The organism is Rhodopseudomonas telluris, from assembly GCF_042432815.1.
GTDB classification, from domain to species: domain Bacteria; phylum Pseudomonadota; class Alphaproteobacteria; order Rhizobiales; family Xanthobacteraceae; genus Rhodopseudomonas; species Rhodopseudomonas telluris.
Genome location: NZ_JBHLWM010000008.1, coordinates 612,482 through 627,880 on the forward strand (window position 1 = coordinate 612,482; position 15,399 = coordinate 627,880).

The 15,399-nt window shown below is 64.8% G+C and carries 14 protein-coding genes and 1 tRNA gene; 3 read left to right on the top strand and 12 right to left on the bottom strand.

The genetic code is table 11. The features are described from left to right. Positions 1–7: 7 nt before the first annotated feature. Positions 8–886, bottom strand: a complete 879-nt coding sequence (locus tag ACFFJ6_RS20280) for a DMT family transporter (protein WP_378391192.1) — start codon at positions 884–886, stop codon at positions 8–10. Between the two features lie 181 nt (positions 887–1,067). Here ACFFJ6_RS20280 and ACFFJ6_RS20285 point away from each other — a divergent pair, with 181 nt between their 5' ends. Beyond that, entirely contained in the window at positions 1,068–1,469 is a 402-nt protein-coding gene (locus ACFFJ6_RS20285) for a RidA family protein (protein WP_378391194.1), read from the top strand. 84 nt (positions 1,470–1,553) lie between these two features. After that, the gene (locus ACFFJ6_RS20290) at positions 1,554–1,757 is read left to right on the top strand and encodes a hypothetical protein (protein ID WP_378391196.1); all 204 of its coding nucleotides are present in this window, start codon (positions 1,554–1,556) and stop codon (positions 1,755–1,757) included. Positions 1,758–1,814: 57 nt separating this feature from the next. Here the strand turns inward: ACFFJ6_RS20290 and ACFFJ6_RS20295 are convergent, their stop codons facing one another. The 9 genes from ACFFJ6_RS20295 to ACFFJ6_RS20335 form a co-directional block, all read right to left on the bottom strand. Continuing rightward, complete coding sequence (locus ACFFJ6_RS20295) at positions 1,815–3,152, bottom strand: phenylacetate--CoA ligase family protein (protein WP_378391198.1); 1,338 nt, start codon at positions 3,150–3,152, stop codon at positions 1,815–1,817. A 93-nt stretch (positions 3,153–3,245) separates the two neighbouring features. Then, positions 3,246–4,031 (bottom strand): MetQ/NlpA family ABC transporter substrate-binding protein, encoded by a 786-nt coding sequence (locus ACFFJ6_RS20300; protein WP_378391200.1) that lies wholly within the window; start codon positions 4,029–4,031, stop codon positions 3,246–3,248. Positions 4,032–4,276: 245 nt separating this feature from the next. Further along, positions 4,277–4,468 carry a hypothetical protein gene (locus ACFFJ6_RS20305; protein WP_054163942.1) on the bottom strand — a complete coding sequence of 64 codons (192 nt, stop codon included), beginning with the start codon at positions 4,466–4,468 and terminating at the stop codon, positions 4,277–4,279. Positions 4,469–5,051: 583 nt separating this feature from the next. Beyond that, positions 5,052–5,297 (bottom strand): hypothetical protein, encoded by a 246-nt coding sequence (locus tag ACFFJ6_RS20310; RefSeq protein ID WP_378391203.1) that lies wholly within the window; start codon positions 5,295–5,297, stop codon positions 5,052–5,054. 160 nt (positions 5,298–5,457) lie between these two features. Further along, positions 5,458–6,756: a hypothetical protein gene (locus tag ACFFJ6_RS20315; RefSeq protein WP_378391205.1), complete on the bottom strand. Its 1,299-nt coding sequence runs from the start codon at positions 6,754–6,756 to the stop codon at positions 5,458–5,460. A gap of 11 nt (positions 6,757–6,767) precedes the next feature. After that, the gene (locus ACFFJ6_RS20320) at positions 6,768–7,397 is read right to left on the bottom strand and encodes a hypothetical protein (RefSeq protein ID WP_378391207.1); all 630 of its coding nucleotides are present in this window, start codon (positions 7,395–7,397) and stop codon (positions 6,768–6,770) included. Positions 7,398–7,814: 417 nt separating this feature from the next. Further along, positions 7,815–7,890: transfer RNA gene (locus ACFFJ6_RS20325), tRNA-Lys, on the bottom strand. A gap of 317 nt (positions 7,891–8,207) precedes the next feature. Beyond that, positions 8,208–10,895 carry a glycosyltransferase gene (locus ACFFJ6_RS20330; RefSeq protein WP_378391209.1) on the bottom strand — a complete coding sequence of 896 codons (2,688 nt, stop codon included), beginning with the start codon at positions 10,893–10,895 and terminating at the stop codon, positions 8,208–8,210. 187 nt (positions 10,896–11,082) lie between these two features. Then, entirely contained in the window at positions 11,083–11,703 is a 621-nt protein-coding gene (locus ACFFJ6_RS20335) for a beta-1-3, beta-1-6-glucan biosynthesis protein (RefSeq protein WP_378391211.1), read from the bottom strand. A gap of 230 nt (positions 11,704–11,933) precedes the next feature. Between ACFFJ6_RS20335 and ACFFJ6_RS20340 the strand changes: the two genes are divergently transcribed. Then, on the top strand, positions 11,934–13,610 hold the full coding sequence (locus ACFFJ6_RS20340; RefSeq protein WP_378391213.1) for a glycoside hydrolase family 17 protein: 1,677 nt from the start codon (positions 11,934–11,936) through the stop codon (positions 13,608–13,610). Here the strand turns inward: ACFFJ6_RS20340 and ACFFJ6_RS20345 are convergent. Further along, positions 13,570–13,950 carry a hypothetical protein gene (locus tag ACFFJ6_RS20345; RefSeq protein WP_378391215.1) on the bottom strand — a complete coding sequence of 127 codons (381 nt, stop codon included), beginning with the start codon at positions 13,948–13,950 and terminating at the stop codon, positions 13,570–13,572. The genes ACFFJ6_RS20340 and ACFFJ6_RS20345 overlap by 41 nt on opposite strands. A gap of 65 nt (positions 13,951–14,015) precedes the next feature. Then, entirely contained in the window at positions 14,016–15,290 is a 1,275-nt protein-coding gene (locus tag ACFFJ6_RS20350; protein ID WP_378391217.1) for a hypothetical protein, read from the bottom strand. Between the last annotated feature and the right edge of the window lie 109 nt (positions 15,291–15,399).

A 15,399-nucleotide genomic window follows, 5' to 3' on the forward strand; every position in this document is an offset into this window, starting at 1 on the left:
ACGTCTACTACGCGGGCTTGCCGGCGGGCGCACGCGGCGCGCTGCGCAGGTTGAGCAGATTGCCGGAGAGGATCAGGACCGCGCCGAGCACGGTGTACAGGTCCAGCCGCTCGCCGTAGAGCAGCCAGCCGGCGGTCGCGGTCAGCGGCACGCGCAGGAAATCCATCGGGATGACGATGGTTGCATCGGCGTAAGTCAGCGCGCGGGCCATGCAGTAGTGCGAGAACGTGCCGCAGAACGCGATGACCACGATCCAGATCCAGCCGGTCGACGACGGCCATTGCCACACATAGAGCGCAGGCAGGAAGCCGAGCGCCGACTGGATGATCAGCATCCAGAACATGATCGTCAGCGTGCTGTCGGTGCGGGTCAGCGATTTCACGATGGTGATCGAGATCGCAAAGCCGAATGCGGCGGCGAGCGCGATCAACTGGCCGGGCTCCACCGTCCCCGTGGCGGGGCGCACGATGACGATGACACCGATCAGGCCGAGCACGACCGCTGTGATCTTCCCGAGATTGAGCCGTTCGCCGAGAAAGATCGCGGCGAGGATCGCGATCCAGATCGGCATGGTGAATTCGATCGCGACGACCTGACCGATCGGGATCATCAGCAGCGCCGCGAACCAGCAATATTGAGCCGCGTAGTGCACCAGGTTGCGGCCGATATGCGACCACGGCCGGGCCGTCGCCATGGCGGCGAAGCCGCCGGCGGACCGGATCAACGGGTACAGCATCAGGAACCCGAGCGTCGACCGCAGTTCCATCACCTGAAACAGGTGCAGCTCGCGCGCCGCCTCGCGGCCGGCGACGGCGATGACCACCATCAGGCCGAGCCAGCCTGCCATCCACAGCGCGGCCATGCTCTTCGAAGGTTGTCTGGTCATGGGCGCTTTTTCTGCTGTTCTGATCGCCGCGGCGTTTCCGCGTTCTGTATCGGCGACCGTGCCGCGCTTGGCAACCGCTGCGCGTATCGGCGCGGTTGATTTCCGCCATGGCCTGTGCCCCGATATCCGCGAAGTTCAGGTCAAGAGCCGCGGCAGTCGGCTCGTTCAGGGGAGAAAACCAATGCGGACCTTGCAGCCGGCGGATTGGGCGAAGCCGAAGGGCTTCTCGCACGGCGTGGCGTTCATCGGGCCTGGGCAGTGGCTGGTGCTGGCCGGCCAGACCGGCACCAACGATCAGGGCGAATACGAATCGGACGATCTCGCCGCGCAGGTCGGCGCGGCGCTGAAGCGGATCGTCACGCTGCTGCGCGAGGCGGGTGCTGGGCCGGAGCACATCGTGCGGCTGACCTGGTACCTGACCAGCCGCGAGGAATACGCGGCTGCGGGCGCCGGCATTGCGGCGGCCTGGCGCGAGACGCTGGGGCGGCATTTTCCGCCGTCAACGCTGCTCTACATCTCAGGGCTGGTGGATGCCCGAGCCAAGGTCGAGATCGAGGTGACGGCCTTCGTGCCGGCGCGCTAGGGGGATCCCGGACGACGCCGGCGGGTCTTGCCAGCAAGGCGGGTTTCCGCCAACAAGCCCGCCAGCTTGCAAGGAGTTCGACCCATGACCCAGCGTTCTACCTCGGCCGATTTTGTCCACGGCTTCGCCACCGGCTGGCCGGAGAACCAGCCCGAGGTGATGATCCTGTCCCTGACCACGCAGAAGGGCGTGCAGGATTTTGCTCTGACCAAGGAGCAGGCGCTGCTGGTCGCCAAGACCATCAAGCGCACCGCGATGCAACTGTCCGCGCCGAAGCAGCAGGCCTGAGGCAAGGCGGCCGCCCGGCCGGGCGGTCGCACCATTTGCAGACGTCGAGCCGCCTCGTCAGCTCCACACGCCGCTGCGGCGGTCCTCCACGCGCTTGGCCTTGTGGGTGGCGCGCGGCAGCGAGTCGGGCTTCAGCACCGACACCGCGGCCGAGACGCCGGTGACGGCCTTGAGCCTACGACCGAAGCGGTCGGCGAGATGCTCGGGCTCCCCGTTGTAGCCGTGGATGTGCTCGACCTCGACGGTCAGTCGGTCGAGATGGTTGATGCGGTCGACCACCAGCCGATACTCGCCGGTGAGTTCGTGATCCTGCCGCGCCACCGCTTCGACGTCGCTCGGGAACAGGTTGACCCCCTTGATGATCAGCATGTCGTCGAGCCTGCCGTGCACGCCGTTGAGGCGGATCGCGGTGCGGCCGCAGCGGCACGGCTCGGGATTGAAGCTGACGATGTCGCCGGTGCGGAATCGGATCATCGGCCGCGCCGTCTTCTGCAGCGTGGTCAGAACCATCTCGCCGCGGTCGCCCGGCTTCACCGGCTCGCCGCTGTCGGGATCGATCACCTCGACCAGGATGTGATCCTCGGCCCAGTGCAGGCCGTCCTTGTGCTCGCACATGCCGGCGCAGGAGCCGAAGATGTCGGACAGGCCGTAGTAGTCATAGACCGACGCGCCCCAGAGCTGCTCGATGCGGTCGCGCGTCTCCGGGATCGAGCCGCCGGGCTCGCCGGCGACGAAGATCCGGCGGACGCTGAGGTCCTTGCGCAGATCGTAGCCTTCCTTGATGGCTGTCTCGCCGAGGTACCAGGCGTAGGACGGCGTGGTCCAGATCACGGTCGCCTGGAATTGGCGGATGATCTGCAGCAGCCGCTCGGACGGCAGCGTACCGGCATGGATTGTCAGCGCGCCGAGCTTCTGCGCGCCGAGCACGCAGGGGCCGCCGATGAACAGCGAGAAATTCAGCGAATGCACGTAGCGGTCGGACGGCCGCATGCCCGACGACCAGAATTGCCGCGCCTCGTAGTCGATCCAGCCGTCGAAATCGGCCTGCGTGAATGGCGAGGCCGTCGGCACGCCCGTCGAGCCGGAGGAGGCGGAGATGTAGACGATGTCGCGCTCCGGCACGGCGACGAGGTCGCCGAACGGCGGCACCGCGAGCTGCCGGTCGCGCAGCGTGCGCTTGTCAATGAAGGGGAAGCGGCGGATGTCGTCGAGCGTCTCGATCTGGTCCGGCGCGACGTCGGCGGCATCGAACGCGGCCCGATAGGCCGGCGAGCCAGCGTAAGCATGGGCGACGTGCTTCTGCAGCAGCGACAGTTTCAGAGCGTCCCAATCGGCGCGCGACTGGGTTTCGAGTTTGGCGTCCCAATACGGACGATCATCGGAAGCGGTGGTCATGAGCGGTGTTCCTGAATGCGGACGACCGGCCGCGCGGGCGGCCGGTCGTGCTATCGATGTAAGGAAGGGCGTCGGTTGCCTTGGCGCTGCCGATCACCAGGTCGTCAGAATGCTGCCGTTGAAGCGCTTCTCGGTGAAGGCTTTGACTTCCGGCGAGCGATAGATCTCGACGAACTTCTTCAGCGTCGGATTGTCCTTGTTCTTGGCGCGCACCGCGAACACCAGGTTCCAGTGGGTGTCGGCACCTTCCAGCACCAGCGCCGACTTCGGATCGAGCCCGGCGCTGAGCGCGTAGTTGAGGTTGACGGCCGAGACGTCGAGGTCGTTCAGCGAGCGCGGCAGCTGTGCGGCGTCGAGTTCGACGAACTTCAGCTTCTTCGGATTCTCGGCGATGTCCGCCGGCGTCGCCTTGATGCCGATGCCCGGCTTCAGTTTGATCAGTCCGGCCTTCTCGAACAGTTGCAGCGCGCGCGCGCCGTTCGACGGATCGTTCGGGATCGCCGCGGTGGCGCCGTCCTTGATGTCGGCGATGGTCTTGACCTTGTTCGAGTAGATCCCGATCGGCACGATGATGCTCTTGGCGATCGAGACAATGTCGTAGCCGCGCTGCGCGACCTGGTTGTCGAGATAGGGCTGGTGCTGGAAGTTGTTGATATCGAGATCGTCCTGCGCCAGCGCGGCGTTCGGCACCGTGTAGTCGGTGAACTCGGTGATCTTCAGCTCGATGCCTTGCTTGGCGGCGAGGTCGCCGGCGTAGCGCAGGATCTCCGCATAGGGGCCGGCGGTGGTGCCGATGCGGACCACTTCGTTGCCCCAGGCGGGCGAGAAGGCCGACAGCGCGGCGAGCGCCGCGGCGGCGAAAGCAAACTTCCGTGTCATGTGATGCGAACCTCGCGTGTTGACCATCTGGGTGGTCAAGGTGGATGGAATCTACAGGCCGCCCCAGCGAGCGGCCATTGCGAATTGGGCCTCGAAACGAGGCTGATGTTTTCCCGGCGCCGCCGCCGGGAGATTTTCGTTTTGCGATGGTGCGACAGCAGCGCTTGAGGACTACGACGGCCGATCTGGATGAAATCCGGTGCGATCGCCGCAGCCTTCAGGCCCAATGCGTGCGATCGGCTCGCTTACTGCAGCCGAGGGCGTGCTTCCTTCGCGCAGCGCGTCGCCGCCTTCTGGGCCGCGATCAGCGAGCCGAATTCCTGGCGTTCGAGGCTGTTGAAGTCGTGGTGCGAGGCGAAGAAGCAGTAGTTGCGGCCGTCCCGGACGACGATGCCGGCGGTGCGCGAGTGGACTTCGATGACGTAAGCGTCGGACATGAGTTCTCAACTGGCGAAGCCAGTGCCTCCTGAAAATCCTGATGATCGGTGATGTGGAACGTGCTGGATCGCGCCGGCTTCAGCCGAGCGCGCAAGGACAGCAACAACACCGCGAGGAGGAGGGGATCAGTCCGGTCGAAGCCGTAAGGTGCGAAAAGGCGATCAATAAGCCGCTTTTCGCTGCGTCGACGTTCGAGATAGTTGTAATTGAGGCAATGCTCTTCATGAGCCGGTCTCCAAGTAACAAGGAGCCCACGACCATGTCGTGGCGCTTTAGCGATTAAACCCGCGGCGCAAGCTGCTCCGTCAAATCCCGCGATCCGACCTCAAGTGCGATCGAACGGGATGAAATCTGCCAGACCCCGACATCAAGTCAACGCGTGCTGAAAAATAAGATCGATTTCCCTTGCGCGCGCTGCGCGATGAAACGACGCGTGCGAGGCGCAAAGATCCACGAGGAAAATGTGCTGTCGCGCAGCTACGAACGCATCGCATCAGCGTGCGACTCGGTTGCGGCGATGCGTTGGGAGCAGTGCGAGCAGTGGATGAGGTGTGGTCGAGAGGGTGTTTCCGCCGATGCCTGTCAGTGAGTCCAGCGATACAGCAGCGCAATGCCGAGCGCGATCGCCAGCCAGATCACACCATACCGCAGCCAGTTCGCCGACGTCCCCGGCCGCAGGAAGCCGCGTCCAATGAACAATGCGAGCGCCATCAGGATGGCCGTTCGGACGACGAGGTCGGACTCGAACAGGCTGCCTGAATAGACACCGTCATTGACGATCGCGGCCGCGCCCGCGACGGCCAGAATGGCCAGCAGTGCCCAGATCATGCACGTCCTCCGAAGACCGGTGTGGGTCCAGAGGTTGCAGCTTTGGAGCCGGCAGGCGATGCGTCAGAAGGAAGCTGACCTGCCGATTGACGGTGTCCGCTCGTTCATCCTGACGATCCCCGCGAGGCGATGACCGCATCTGTGTTGCAACGGCAAGGCCTCAGATTTCGACGATCACGTACTGCAGAAAGAAACCGAGAGGACGGGAGTCCGGCGACGCGCCGGCTTCGAGCGGGCTGTGAGGCCTGTCGATTGAGAATTTGAGCTGCAGTGGCGAAACGGATTGAGCGATCTCGTTCGGCACGAACAGCGTGTACAAGGTCGTGTTGCCGAAGAATTGCTGCGGATGGCGCGGCGGCATCACCCAGCGGTCCTTCCAGGTCGTGCCGGGGATTTCGATCGTCACGTTCATTTCCGGCACGACGGGACTGAGATGAGGCGTGGCGGCGAACAGAAATGTCAGGTTGGGTGAGCGCGTGCGGCCTTGAGGAAGCTTGGGGAAGCTGATCACCGCTTCGGGGCCGACGGTCCAGACTCCCGGGGCTTCGGGCGGAGCAAAGCCGCTGACCAGCATGTCTTTATTCTGCCCGTCCGTGAACGGAATCTGATCGCCGATGACCGACAGGCTTCGCAGCGGGTAGTAGGGCGTCTCGGCGTGCGCCGTGCAGTACGCGCAAGCGTCAGGCAGAGGAGACTTCAGCCAGTCTCGCAGCTCGATCCCCTGTTCCTCCCGGTCGATCCGGTACTCGAGTTCATCGACGCGATCGAGGAAGGCCTTGGTCACACGAGGGCTGAAGCGCGACGCCGGCGCCACACAGCAGCGGTGGACTTCACCCGTATCGGTGAGGCTCACATTGTCCGCGAGTTCGCAATCCAGCGGATAGCCGAAGCGTGGCTCCTCCGTGAAATGCCACTCCCGGAAGTGAAATGCGTCGTTAGTGCTGATCTCTTCCGGTCTTGTCCGTTTCAGCTTCTCGACCAAGGAGTTGTATCGGTCGAGACCGCCGAGATCGTGGATGACATCCGAGTAGCGCGAGAACGTGATGCCATCGCCGGCTTCCAGCCCCGACGGATACTCGTCCATCTCACCAAGCCAAAAGCCGTTGCTGGTGATCAGGAAACGCGCACGATAGGTCATGCCGGCCCGCAGACGGCGATTGAAGTCGGCGAGGTTCTTGTGCAAAAACGGCTCGCCGCCAAGAATATTGATCGTATCGAACTTAACTCCCTGGTCGTACATTCGGTTGATGTACTTGATGAAGCCGTCGACGTCGCCCTGATGCGCGCGACGATGCGGCGAAGATGTCGTGCAGAACTGGCAGCGCTGCGTACAATGGTCAGCCGCGTAGATCTGCAGCGACGGAATCACCAGATAGCCACTCTCATCGCGGAATTTCTCGACCGATTTCGGCGGCCGATGGTCGTAGCTCTTGAACTTGTGCCCGATCATCTCATTCATGTCGCTGGTTCCTAGGCTGCCGCGATGAACGTTTTCCACCCGTGGGTGGCCCGCTTGGTGAATTCCCAAACTGTGAGGGGGCGATCGCCGGCGACGTAGCCCGCGCAGCTGTAGATGCCGCGGCCCGACCGGCGGAGCAGATCGTAAAGACAGAACTCGTCGTGCCTGTGCCGAGCCGGCAGATAGCGCTGGTCCATTACGAAGGCGATGATGCTCTTCGATGTCAGCAGCGTGTGTGCGCCGAGCAGTGCTTCGCAAACGTGGCAGCCGGAGATCTTCACGAAATCCGGTTGATCCTTTTCACCGAAAGTCGCGTCGTAGGTGGTCGACTCGATGTCGGCGATCGCCGCAGCCGAGGGTTCGAAGACCGGGGCATCGCCGATCATTCGAATCTCGGTCTTGTTGGTGATGCTATAAGGACGTCGGTCGTCGGCAAACAGCGCGGGCAGAACCTCACAACGCCGCCCGATCCGCTTGCGAAGTTCTTCGACGGACGCGGGAAAGGCTTCGACCACGACCGCGGTTGCACCGGCAGCTACAAACATCTTGGCGTAGACGCCAGAGAAAGCACCGATGTCGATGCACCTCATGCTGGCTTTGACGTTGCGCGTCACGACCTCGTCGAGATGCACAAACTCCATCGACCGGTCGACGCTCGACAGATCTGGATTTGGAGCGATCAGGGGACCGAGCGGTTGCAAAGGCGTCGGTAGGCGATCGCGGAGACGCGTCCGCAGCCGTTGCGCTTTCAGGTTGAAATCGTGGCCAGCAGGAGACCGGGGCAATGAGCGCAATAGAACACACTCCAAAGTTTAAAGGTATCCCGTAGCTACGTCTTTGCGTTGAATCAACCGGAGATTTTAACTTTAGAAGGTTCCCTGTAGAGGAGAGCTTTGGTCCCGGTCATGGCTGATGAACAAACGCGCCACCGCTCGTACGTGGTCGCCATGCTTCTTTTCGGGGGGAGGGGGACCGCGGGAAGTTTTGGAGGGCTGAGAGAGCAGCGTATAGGCGGCTCAGATCAGCTGGCTTGCCCGCAGCTAAAGCGGAGAGCTTCATGGTGAGCGCGGAGGGACTCGAACCCTCGACCCCATGATTAAAAGTCACGTGCTCTACCGGCTGAGCTACGCGCTCACGTGGAGCGCTGTGTAGGGGGCGGGGGCGCGCGGGTCAATAGGCCGGGAGCGGGGCTGGTTCCGTGTGTGGAGCCGATTGGCTCGTTTGCACAGGGATTTGCGCGGGGATGCTCATCCGGCGATGCAGCGGCGGAAATCCGCGCTGGCGGCTGGCGGAGCTCAAGCCGTGGATGGCCGGGACGAGCCCGGCCATGACGGGTTGAGAGGCTTTCGACGGCGTCGGTTGACATGAGAGCGGGGAACGCTCCGATCGCCGCGCCGTGGGCGTTTCAATAGCCGGCGCAGAGACGGCGTTGGCGAATGCGGGTCGCCGCCTTACGCCGCGTCGGTGTGGATCTCCTGGGCGACCTTCTGCCGCGCCGGGAGCGCCGGGGGCAGCGTCACCGGACGCAGGCCGATCAGCTCCGCGGTGCGGATGCGGGTGTCGGTCCACCACTGGAACGAGTTGATTCGCGAGTTCTCCAATATGGCGATCGCGACCGCCGCCAGGAACGGCAGGCTCTGCAGCACCAAGACGCCGGCGAAGATGTAGATTTCGGAGATCTGCCGGAAGCTGTTGGACGCGACCAGCACGCCGGCGCCGATCAGCAGCAGCACGCCGATCACGGCCTCCCAGAACGCCTGGAATTCCACCGACATCATCGTCAGGCCGCCCTTCGAGGTGCGGGCGAAGGCGAGGTGCTCGGTGATCAGGCCCTGGGCGACAGCGCGGCACACCGTCCACTGCACCGACATCGCGGCAATCATGGCGCCCAGCATCTGCCAGACGTTGATCTTCACCCGCAGCCTGTACAGCGTCAGGAAGTGCGCCAGCGTGACGATGAACGACGCGATGATCGGCAGCGTCAGGATCTTGTCCGGGATGGCGATGTCGGCGAAGGCGACGATCGGCACCCAGATCAGGTTGAGGATCGCCACCACGACGCCGAGGCTTTCGGCGCCGAGCCAGTTCAGCCAGCCAAGGCCGAATTCGCGCTTCTGGTCCTGCGACAGACGGCTGTTGCCGGGCATGAAGCGGCGCCAGTGCTTCTTGATGATCTGGAAGCCGCCATAGGCCCAGCGATGGCGCTGCTTCTTGAACGCCTCGTAAGTGTCTGGCAGCAGGCCGTAGCCGTACCGCGTGTTGGTGTAGTGGGTGAGCCAGCCGTGCTCCATGATCTCGAGGCCGAGATCGGAGTCCTCGCAAATCGTGTCGCTGGACCAGCCGCCGGCCATGTCCATCGCGGCGCGGCGGATCAGGCACATCGTGCCGTGCACGATGATGCCGTTGTATTCGTTGCGCTGGACCATGCCGATGTCGAAGAAGCCGGCATATTCGCCGTTCATGATGTAGTGCATCAGCGAGCGGTCGCCGTCGCGATGCTCCTGCGGCGCCTGCACCAGACCGACGCGCGGGTCGTCGAAGGCGGGCACGAGGTCCTTTAGCCAGTCCGGCGTCACCACATAGTCGGCGTCGATGATGCCGATGATCTCAGCGTCGACCGCGGTACGCTCCATCGCGATCCGCAGGGCGCCGGCCTTGAAGCCCTGCACCTTCTCGGCGTTGATGAACTTGAAGCGCTCGCCGAGCTCGCGGCAGTGATCCTGGATCGGCTGGGTGAAGGTCGGATCCGGCGTGTTGTTGATGATCACCACGCATTCGAAGTTCGGGTAGTCGAGCCGGGCCACCGCGTCCAGCGTCTGCTTCAGCATCTCCGGCGGCTCGAAATAGGCCGGAACGTGGATCGAGACCTTGGGGAAGTGTGCGGCGTCGGCCGGACGCGCTTGCGCCTGCTGCGCGTCGGTCAGCGCGCGCGTGATCAGCCGGCGCGGCTTGCGGCCGAACGCGACGACGGCGATTTCCTCGATCCGCGCCAGGGCGATGATCACCAGCGGCGTCAGCAGGATCATGCCGAGCGTCAGCGCGAAGGCCGAGCCGAACACGAAATAATGCCCGGTCCAATAGGCGAACACGGTCGCGGCCCAGGCGCCGACGCCATGCGCGGCGGCCGACAGCACTCCCGCCTGCATCACCGTCGGGGCGGCGATCTGCAGGATCGGCAGCGACAGCAGGATGCCGACGAGGAGGGCGATGCCGGCGAGCTTCCAGTAGGCCGGGTCGACCACTGGGCCGGTCCAGGCGAATTTCGGCTCACGCGAAGCGTTGAGGATTCCCCAATACGGACCGACGCCGCCTTCGAAGTATTTCCACGGTTGATCGATCGCCTCGACGATGTTGTATTCCATCCCGATCGCTTCGGCGCGGCTGACGAAATTGCGCAGCGTCACGGCCTGTTCGAACGGGCCGGGGACCGCGGCCTTGAGATTGTAGCCGGCGCTCGGCCAGCCGAATTCGGCGATCACGATGCGCTTGCCGGGGAAGGCGTCGCGCAGCTTCTGATAGATGATCAGCGCCTGGTCGACCGCCTGCTTGTCGGAAAAGCCTTCCCAGTAAGGCAGGATGTGCGCGGCGATGAAGTCGACCGAGGAGGCCAGCTCGGGATGCTCGAGCCAGATGTTCCAGATCTCGCCGGTGGTGACCGGGACGCTGACCTGACTCTTCACGCGCTGAATCAGCTTGATCAGGTCCTCGACCTTCTGGTCGGCGCGGTAGATGGTTTCGTTGCCGACGACGATGCCGTTGACGTTGCTGTTGTGCTTGGCGAGGTCGACCGCCGCCTGCATTTCGCGTTCGTTGCGGTCGGTGAACTTGTCGATCCAGGCGCCGACCGTGACCTTGAGGCCGACCTCGTTGGCGATCGGCGGCACCAGTTCGACACCGCCGGTCGACGAATACAGGCGAATGGCGCGCGTCATCGGCGCCAGCGTCTTCAGGTCGGAGCGAATCCGTTCTGCGGTCGGGATGTTGTCGACGTCGGGATGCGCCGAGCCGTCGAACGGGGCGTACGACACGCTCGGCAGGATGCCAGTGAAGTCGGGGGCTTTTTGTTTGTCCCGGAGGATGCCCCAGAGACCGGCATGGGCGGCAGTGACGAACAGCAGAACGGCGACGACGGCGCGCATCGCAACTAAACCATACGGGGCCCTGATGGCTGGTCAGCGGACCCGTCCCCGAGGTCCGACCAAGGCGGTAGCACTTCAAGCATCAAGCTCGGCCCCGTCAGCGATCAATTCATACGACGCCGTGGCGATTTAAGGGCGGTTTGCAATCCAACCGCGAAAGATTTTCGGGTTTCCGAAACTGCGCCGGCTATTTGGCCGGCGCAGGAGTGGGAGCAGGAGTCGGCGCGGGCGCCGGTGTGGCAGGAGCAGTCGCCGGAGTCGCATTCTGCGGAGCAGCGGCCGGCTTGCCGGACGGCGCTGCCGGAGCGGCTGTCGCCGCGGCGGGCTGCGGCTGGGCGCTCGGATTGATCCAGCAGGCATGCACGCGGCCGCTCAGTCCTTCCGGCACTTTGGGATCGATCGGACCGGAGCGGACGAGGCAGCGGAATGCCGCCTGGATGTGGCCGGTCGGGCAACCGAAGCGGTCATACAGATCGAGGTGGCGGAACGCGGTGTCGAGATCGTCGCGCCACATCAGCACGACCACGCGTCGGCCGAGCCAGACGCATTCCGGATTGCCGGCGGGACCGTTGATCGCCTGCGCGGCCTCGACGAATTCGTCGGTCTTGCGCTGGCTGTCCTTGAGGGCGTCGGCGGGTGGCTGCTGCGCCGGCTGGTTGGCATTCGCCGCCGGCTTGGCGTTCTGATCCTGTGCGCGCAAATCGCCGCTCTGGGCAATCGCGCCGCCGATGCCGATCAGCAGGGCAAGTCCGGTCGCGCCCAGGCCACGCCACAGCGCGTTCTGGAACTCAAGGAATACTCGTCGCATAGCGTCCCCGATCTGGTTGGCCGGGCCACAGCGGCGTCGGTCCCCATCCGCCCGATGCCACCAGAATTCGTCGCCGATACGGCGTGACCCTGCACGATTCCCATGACGGACATTTCGGGATTTGTCCAGCAATGACAAATGAGCAGAGCCCACATGGCGACGAATTCATGTAGCTTAATGCGCGTTCATTCCGGCTCGGCGCGGGGTCGCATCCGATCATGCGTCCTCTTATGGTCTTGGCAGATCGGCTGCGAGCGGGTAATCGACGGTCCTTCTGGAGGACGGAACCCATTTCATTTCGCACGCCGCTGGCGCTTCTCCCGATTTCTCTCGGCATCATCTTCGGAGTCTGGTGGTGGATCGCCACGCCGGTCACCTTGTCGCGCGCGCCGATCGACCCAAGCGCCAAGCTGGAATGCGTGTCCTACGCGCCGTTCCGCGGCGAGCAGACGCCGCTCGATCCGACCACGCGGATTCCCGCCGAGCAGATCGAGCAGGACATGGTCCAGCTCGCCAAGATCTCGAAATGCGTGCGGACCTATTCGGTCGACAACGGGCTGGAACAGCTTCCGGCGCTTGCCGGCAAGGCCGGGCTGAAGGTGATCCAGGGCATCTGGCTCGGCAATGAGCGCGCGAAGAACCTCGCCCAGATCGCAGTCGCGGTCGGTCTCGCCAAAGACTATCCGAACGTGATCACCGGGTTGGTCGTCGGCAACGAAGTCCTGCTGCGCGGCGAGATGACGGTCGGCGATCTCGCGGCGACGATCCGGCTGGTGAAGTCGCAGGTCAAGACGCCGGTCACTTACGCGGACGTCTGGGAATACTGGCTGCGCAATCGCGAGATCTACGACGCGGTCGACTTCGTCACGATTCACATCCTGCCGTATTGGGAGGACATCCCGATCCGCGCCCGCAACGCCGCCGCACATGTCGACCAGATCCGCAAGCGCGTCGCCGTCGCGTTCCCGGCCAAGGAAATCCTGATCGGCGAGACCGGCTGGCCGAGCGCCGGGCGGATGCGCGAAGGCGCGCTGCCGTCGCGCGCCAATCAGGCGCGGGTGGTGTCGGAGATTCTGCAACTCGCCAAGATCGAGAACTTCCGCGTCAACCTGATCGAAGCCTATGACCAGCCGTGGAAGCGCGATCTCGAAGGCACGGTCGGCGGCTATTGGGGCCTGATCGATGCCGACAATCGCGCGCTGAAATATCCGGCCGGCGTGCCGATCAGCAACTTCCCGGAATGGAAGCTGTCGATGGGGCTCGGCATGGGGCTCAGCTTTGTGGTATTCGCCACCGCGCTGCTGTCGCTGCGCCGCAAGCCGTGGGCGCCGCGGCTCGCGTCCTGGCTCGCGGTCGGCGCAACGGCGACGGCCGCCGGCGCGCTGCTCGGCATCGCGGTCGACAAGATGCTGGTCGAAAGCTACGGCTGGGGCCGCTGGCTGCAATGGGGATTGCTACTGGCGAGCGGCGTGCTAACGCCGATCTTTGCCGCCCACGCGCTGATGTCCGGACGGCCGTTGCCGACCTTCCTCGAACTGTTCGGCCCGCGCGAGATGCGCGACCGTTCGTTCCTGACCTACGCGCTGGGGTTGTCGCTGGCGGTGACGGTGCTGATCGGCGCCCAGACCGCGCTCGGCTTCACCTTAGATCCGCGCTACCGCGACTTCCCGTTCGCGTCGCTGACCATGGCGGTGCTGCCGCTGTTCCTGCTGATGCTGCTGAACCGGCCTGCGCAGGGCGCGCGGCCGATCGCCGAGGCGGTGTTCGCCGGGGTGTTCGTCGTCTCGGCGATCTACACGGTGTTCAACGAGGGGCCGAAGAATTGGCAGTCGCTGTGGACCTGCGCGGTCTATGCGATGCTGGCGCTCACGCTGTGGCGGGCGCGGGCCGCGCAAAGCCCAAAATAAGCAGCCCGATCGCAATTCCCGACAGGCCTATATTGTAGAGCACGATGCCGAAGCCGGCGGCCACCAGGCCGGCGGTGAGCAGCACGATCGACGGCCGGATAAAGTGCAGCACGGCGATCACCAGCGCCGCGATTCCGAACACGGAATTGCGGAACAAGTAGGTCATCAGCAGCCGGGTCTTGCACAGCATCGACTGCAGGCCGGCGTCGCAGGCCAGCGCCACCGTCGACATTTCGATCGCCAGATAGCGCAGATACAGCGCGTAGCCGACGGTGACGAAACCGACGATCAGCAGCCATTGCACCTGATACGGGGAGAGACGGAACGGTTCTTTCTTCATGGCGCGATTATGCGGCGGTTTGCAGCCGCGAACAACCCGTCAGGACGGCTGAGACGGCCGTCCGATCAATGGATGCCGAGAATCGACGACAGCGGGCCAGGCTTCGGCTGCGGCGGAGCCGGTGGCGGCTCCGGTGCGGCAGGCTGCTCCGGCGCGACGGTCGTGACCTTCGGCGGCGGACGTTTGCGCGGCTGGCGTGGCGGCGGCGGGGCAGTCGAGGCCAGCGGCAGGCGCTGGCCATCGAACACGGTGGTCTCGCACGGTCGGTCGGCTGCGCCGAGCGCCGCGCAGAGCTTGGCCGCAGCGGCTGCGTCGTCGAGCGGGCCCGCGACCAGGCGCAACTGTCCGCCGCTGGCGTTTTCCTTGACCATGATGATCGGCCGCATGTCCTTCAGCTCCTTGTGAGCCTTGGCCATGCGCCGCCACAGATTGCGCAGCCCGTCGACCGAGTTGGCGCCGCCGAGCTCGACCCCGAAACTGGTGCGCGGCACGGCGACGGGCGCTTCGTCCGGTTCGGCATCGGCTTCCCGACCGGCAGAAGTGTCGGCGGGCTGCGGTAAGTTGAGCTTGGTGGCCGCCGCGTCCGGCGGCGCCAGCATCGAGCGCGCCGACATCAGCGGCGCCGGGGGCGTCATCGCGGCAACCGCTGTCTTGTCCACCCGCTTGGGCTCGGGTTCTTGGGGCGGTGGCGCGAGTGCGACGTGGGGCACCGGAGGGGCGGCGACGCTTGGTGTCGGCGGCTCGGTCGCCGCGGCTTCGGCGGGACGCTTGGCGGGCATCGGTGCCGGCGGTGAAGCCGACGCGGCCGCGGCGGGGGACGCCGGGGGAGACGTCTGCGGCGCGCTTGCTTTGGACTCGACCGTCGCGACCGGTGGCGCCGATTCTTTGACCGGAATCTCCGGCAGAGATGCCGCGAGCGCCTTGTCGCCGGCGCTCGATCGGGAGGTCGCCTGCACCCGCGCGATCGAGCCCGTCACCGAGTCCAGCCCCTGTTCGAGCGAGCCGAGCCGGGCGTAGAGGCGGTCGCGATCGGCATTGAGGGTGTCGATTGCCGAGGCCAGGCGGGTGGCCTCACTCTGGCTCTCTTTGGTCAGGCGCTGGATCTGCTGCGACTGCCGGGCCAGATCGGCGGCGGCGACCAGATCGCGGCGCCGGTCCATCGAGGTCTGAGTGGCCAGAATCGCGATCACCAGCGCGCCGAGAGAGCCGGCGCCCCAGGTCGCAAGCCGCCACTTGGAGCGGGCGTCGAAGTCCTCTTCGTCGGCCAGAAAACGCGTCAGCCAGCCACCGGGTTCGTCCGTGGCGAAGCTGTCCGCGAGATCGTCTCTGTTCCGCGCCATTCGAACGCCCGAAAGCCCCTGTCGCCCAATCGAATCACAGCATCAACATTAACAGGGAAATGCCCGGCCGCTGTCGCCGACGAGTCACTTTCGGGTCTGGAAAGCCGTT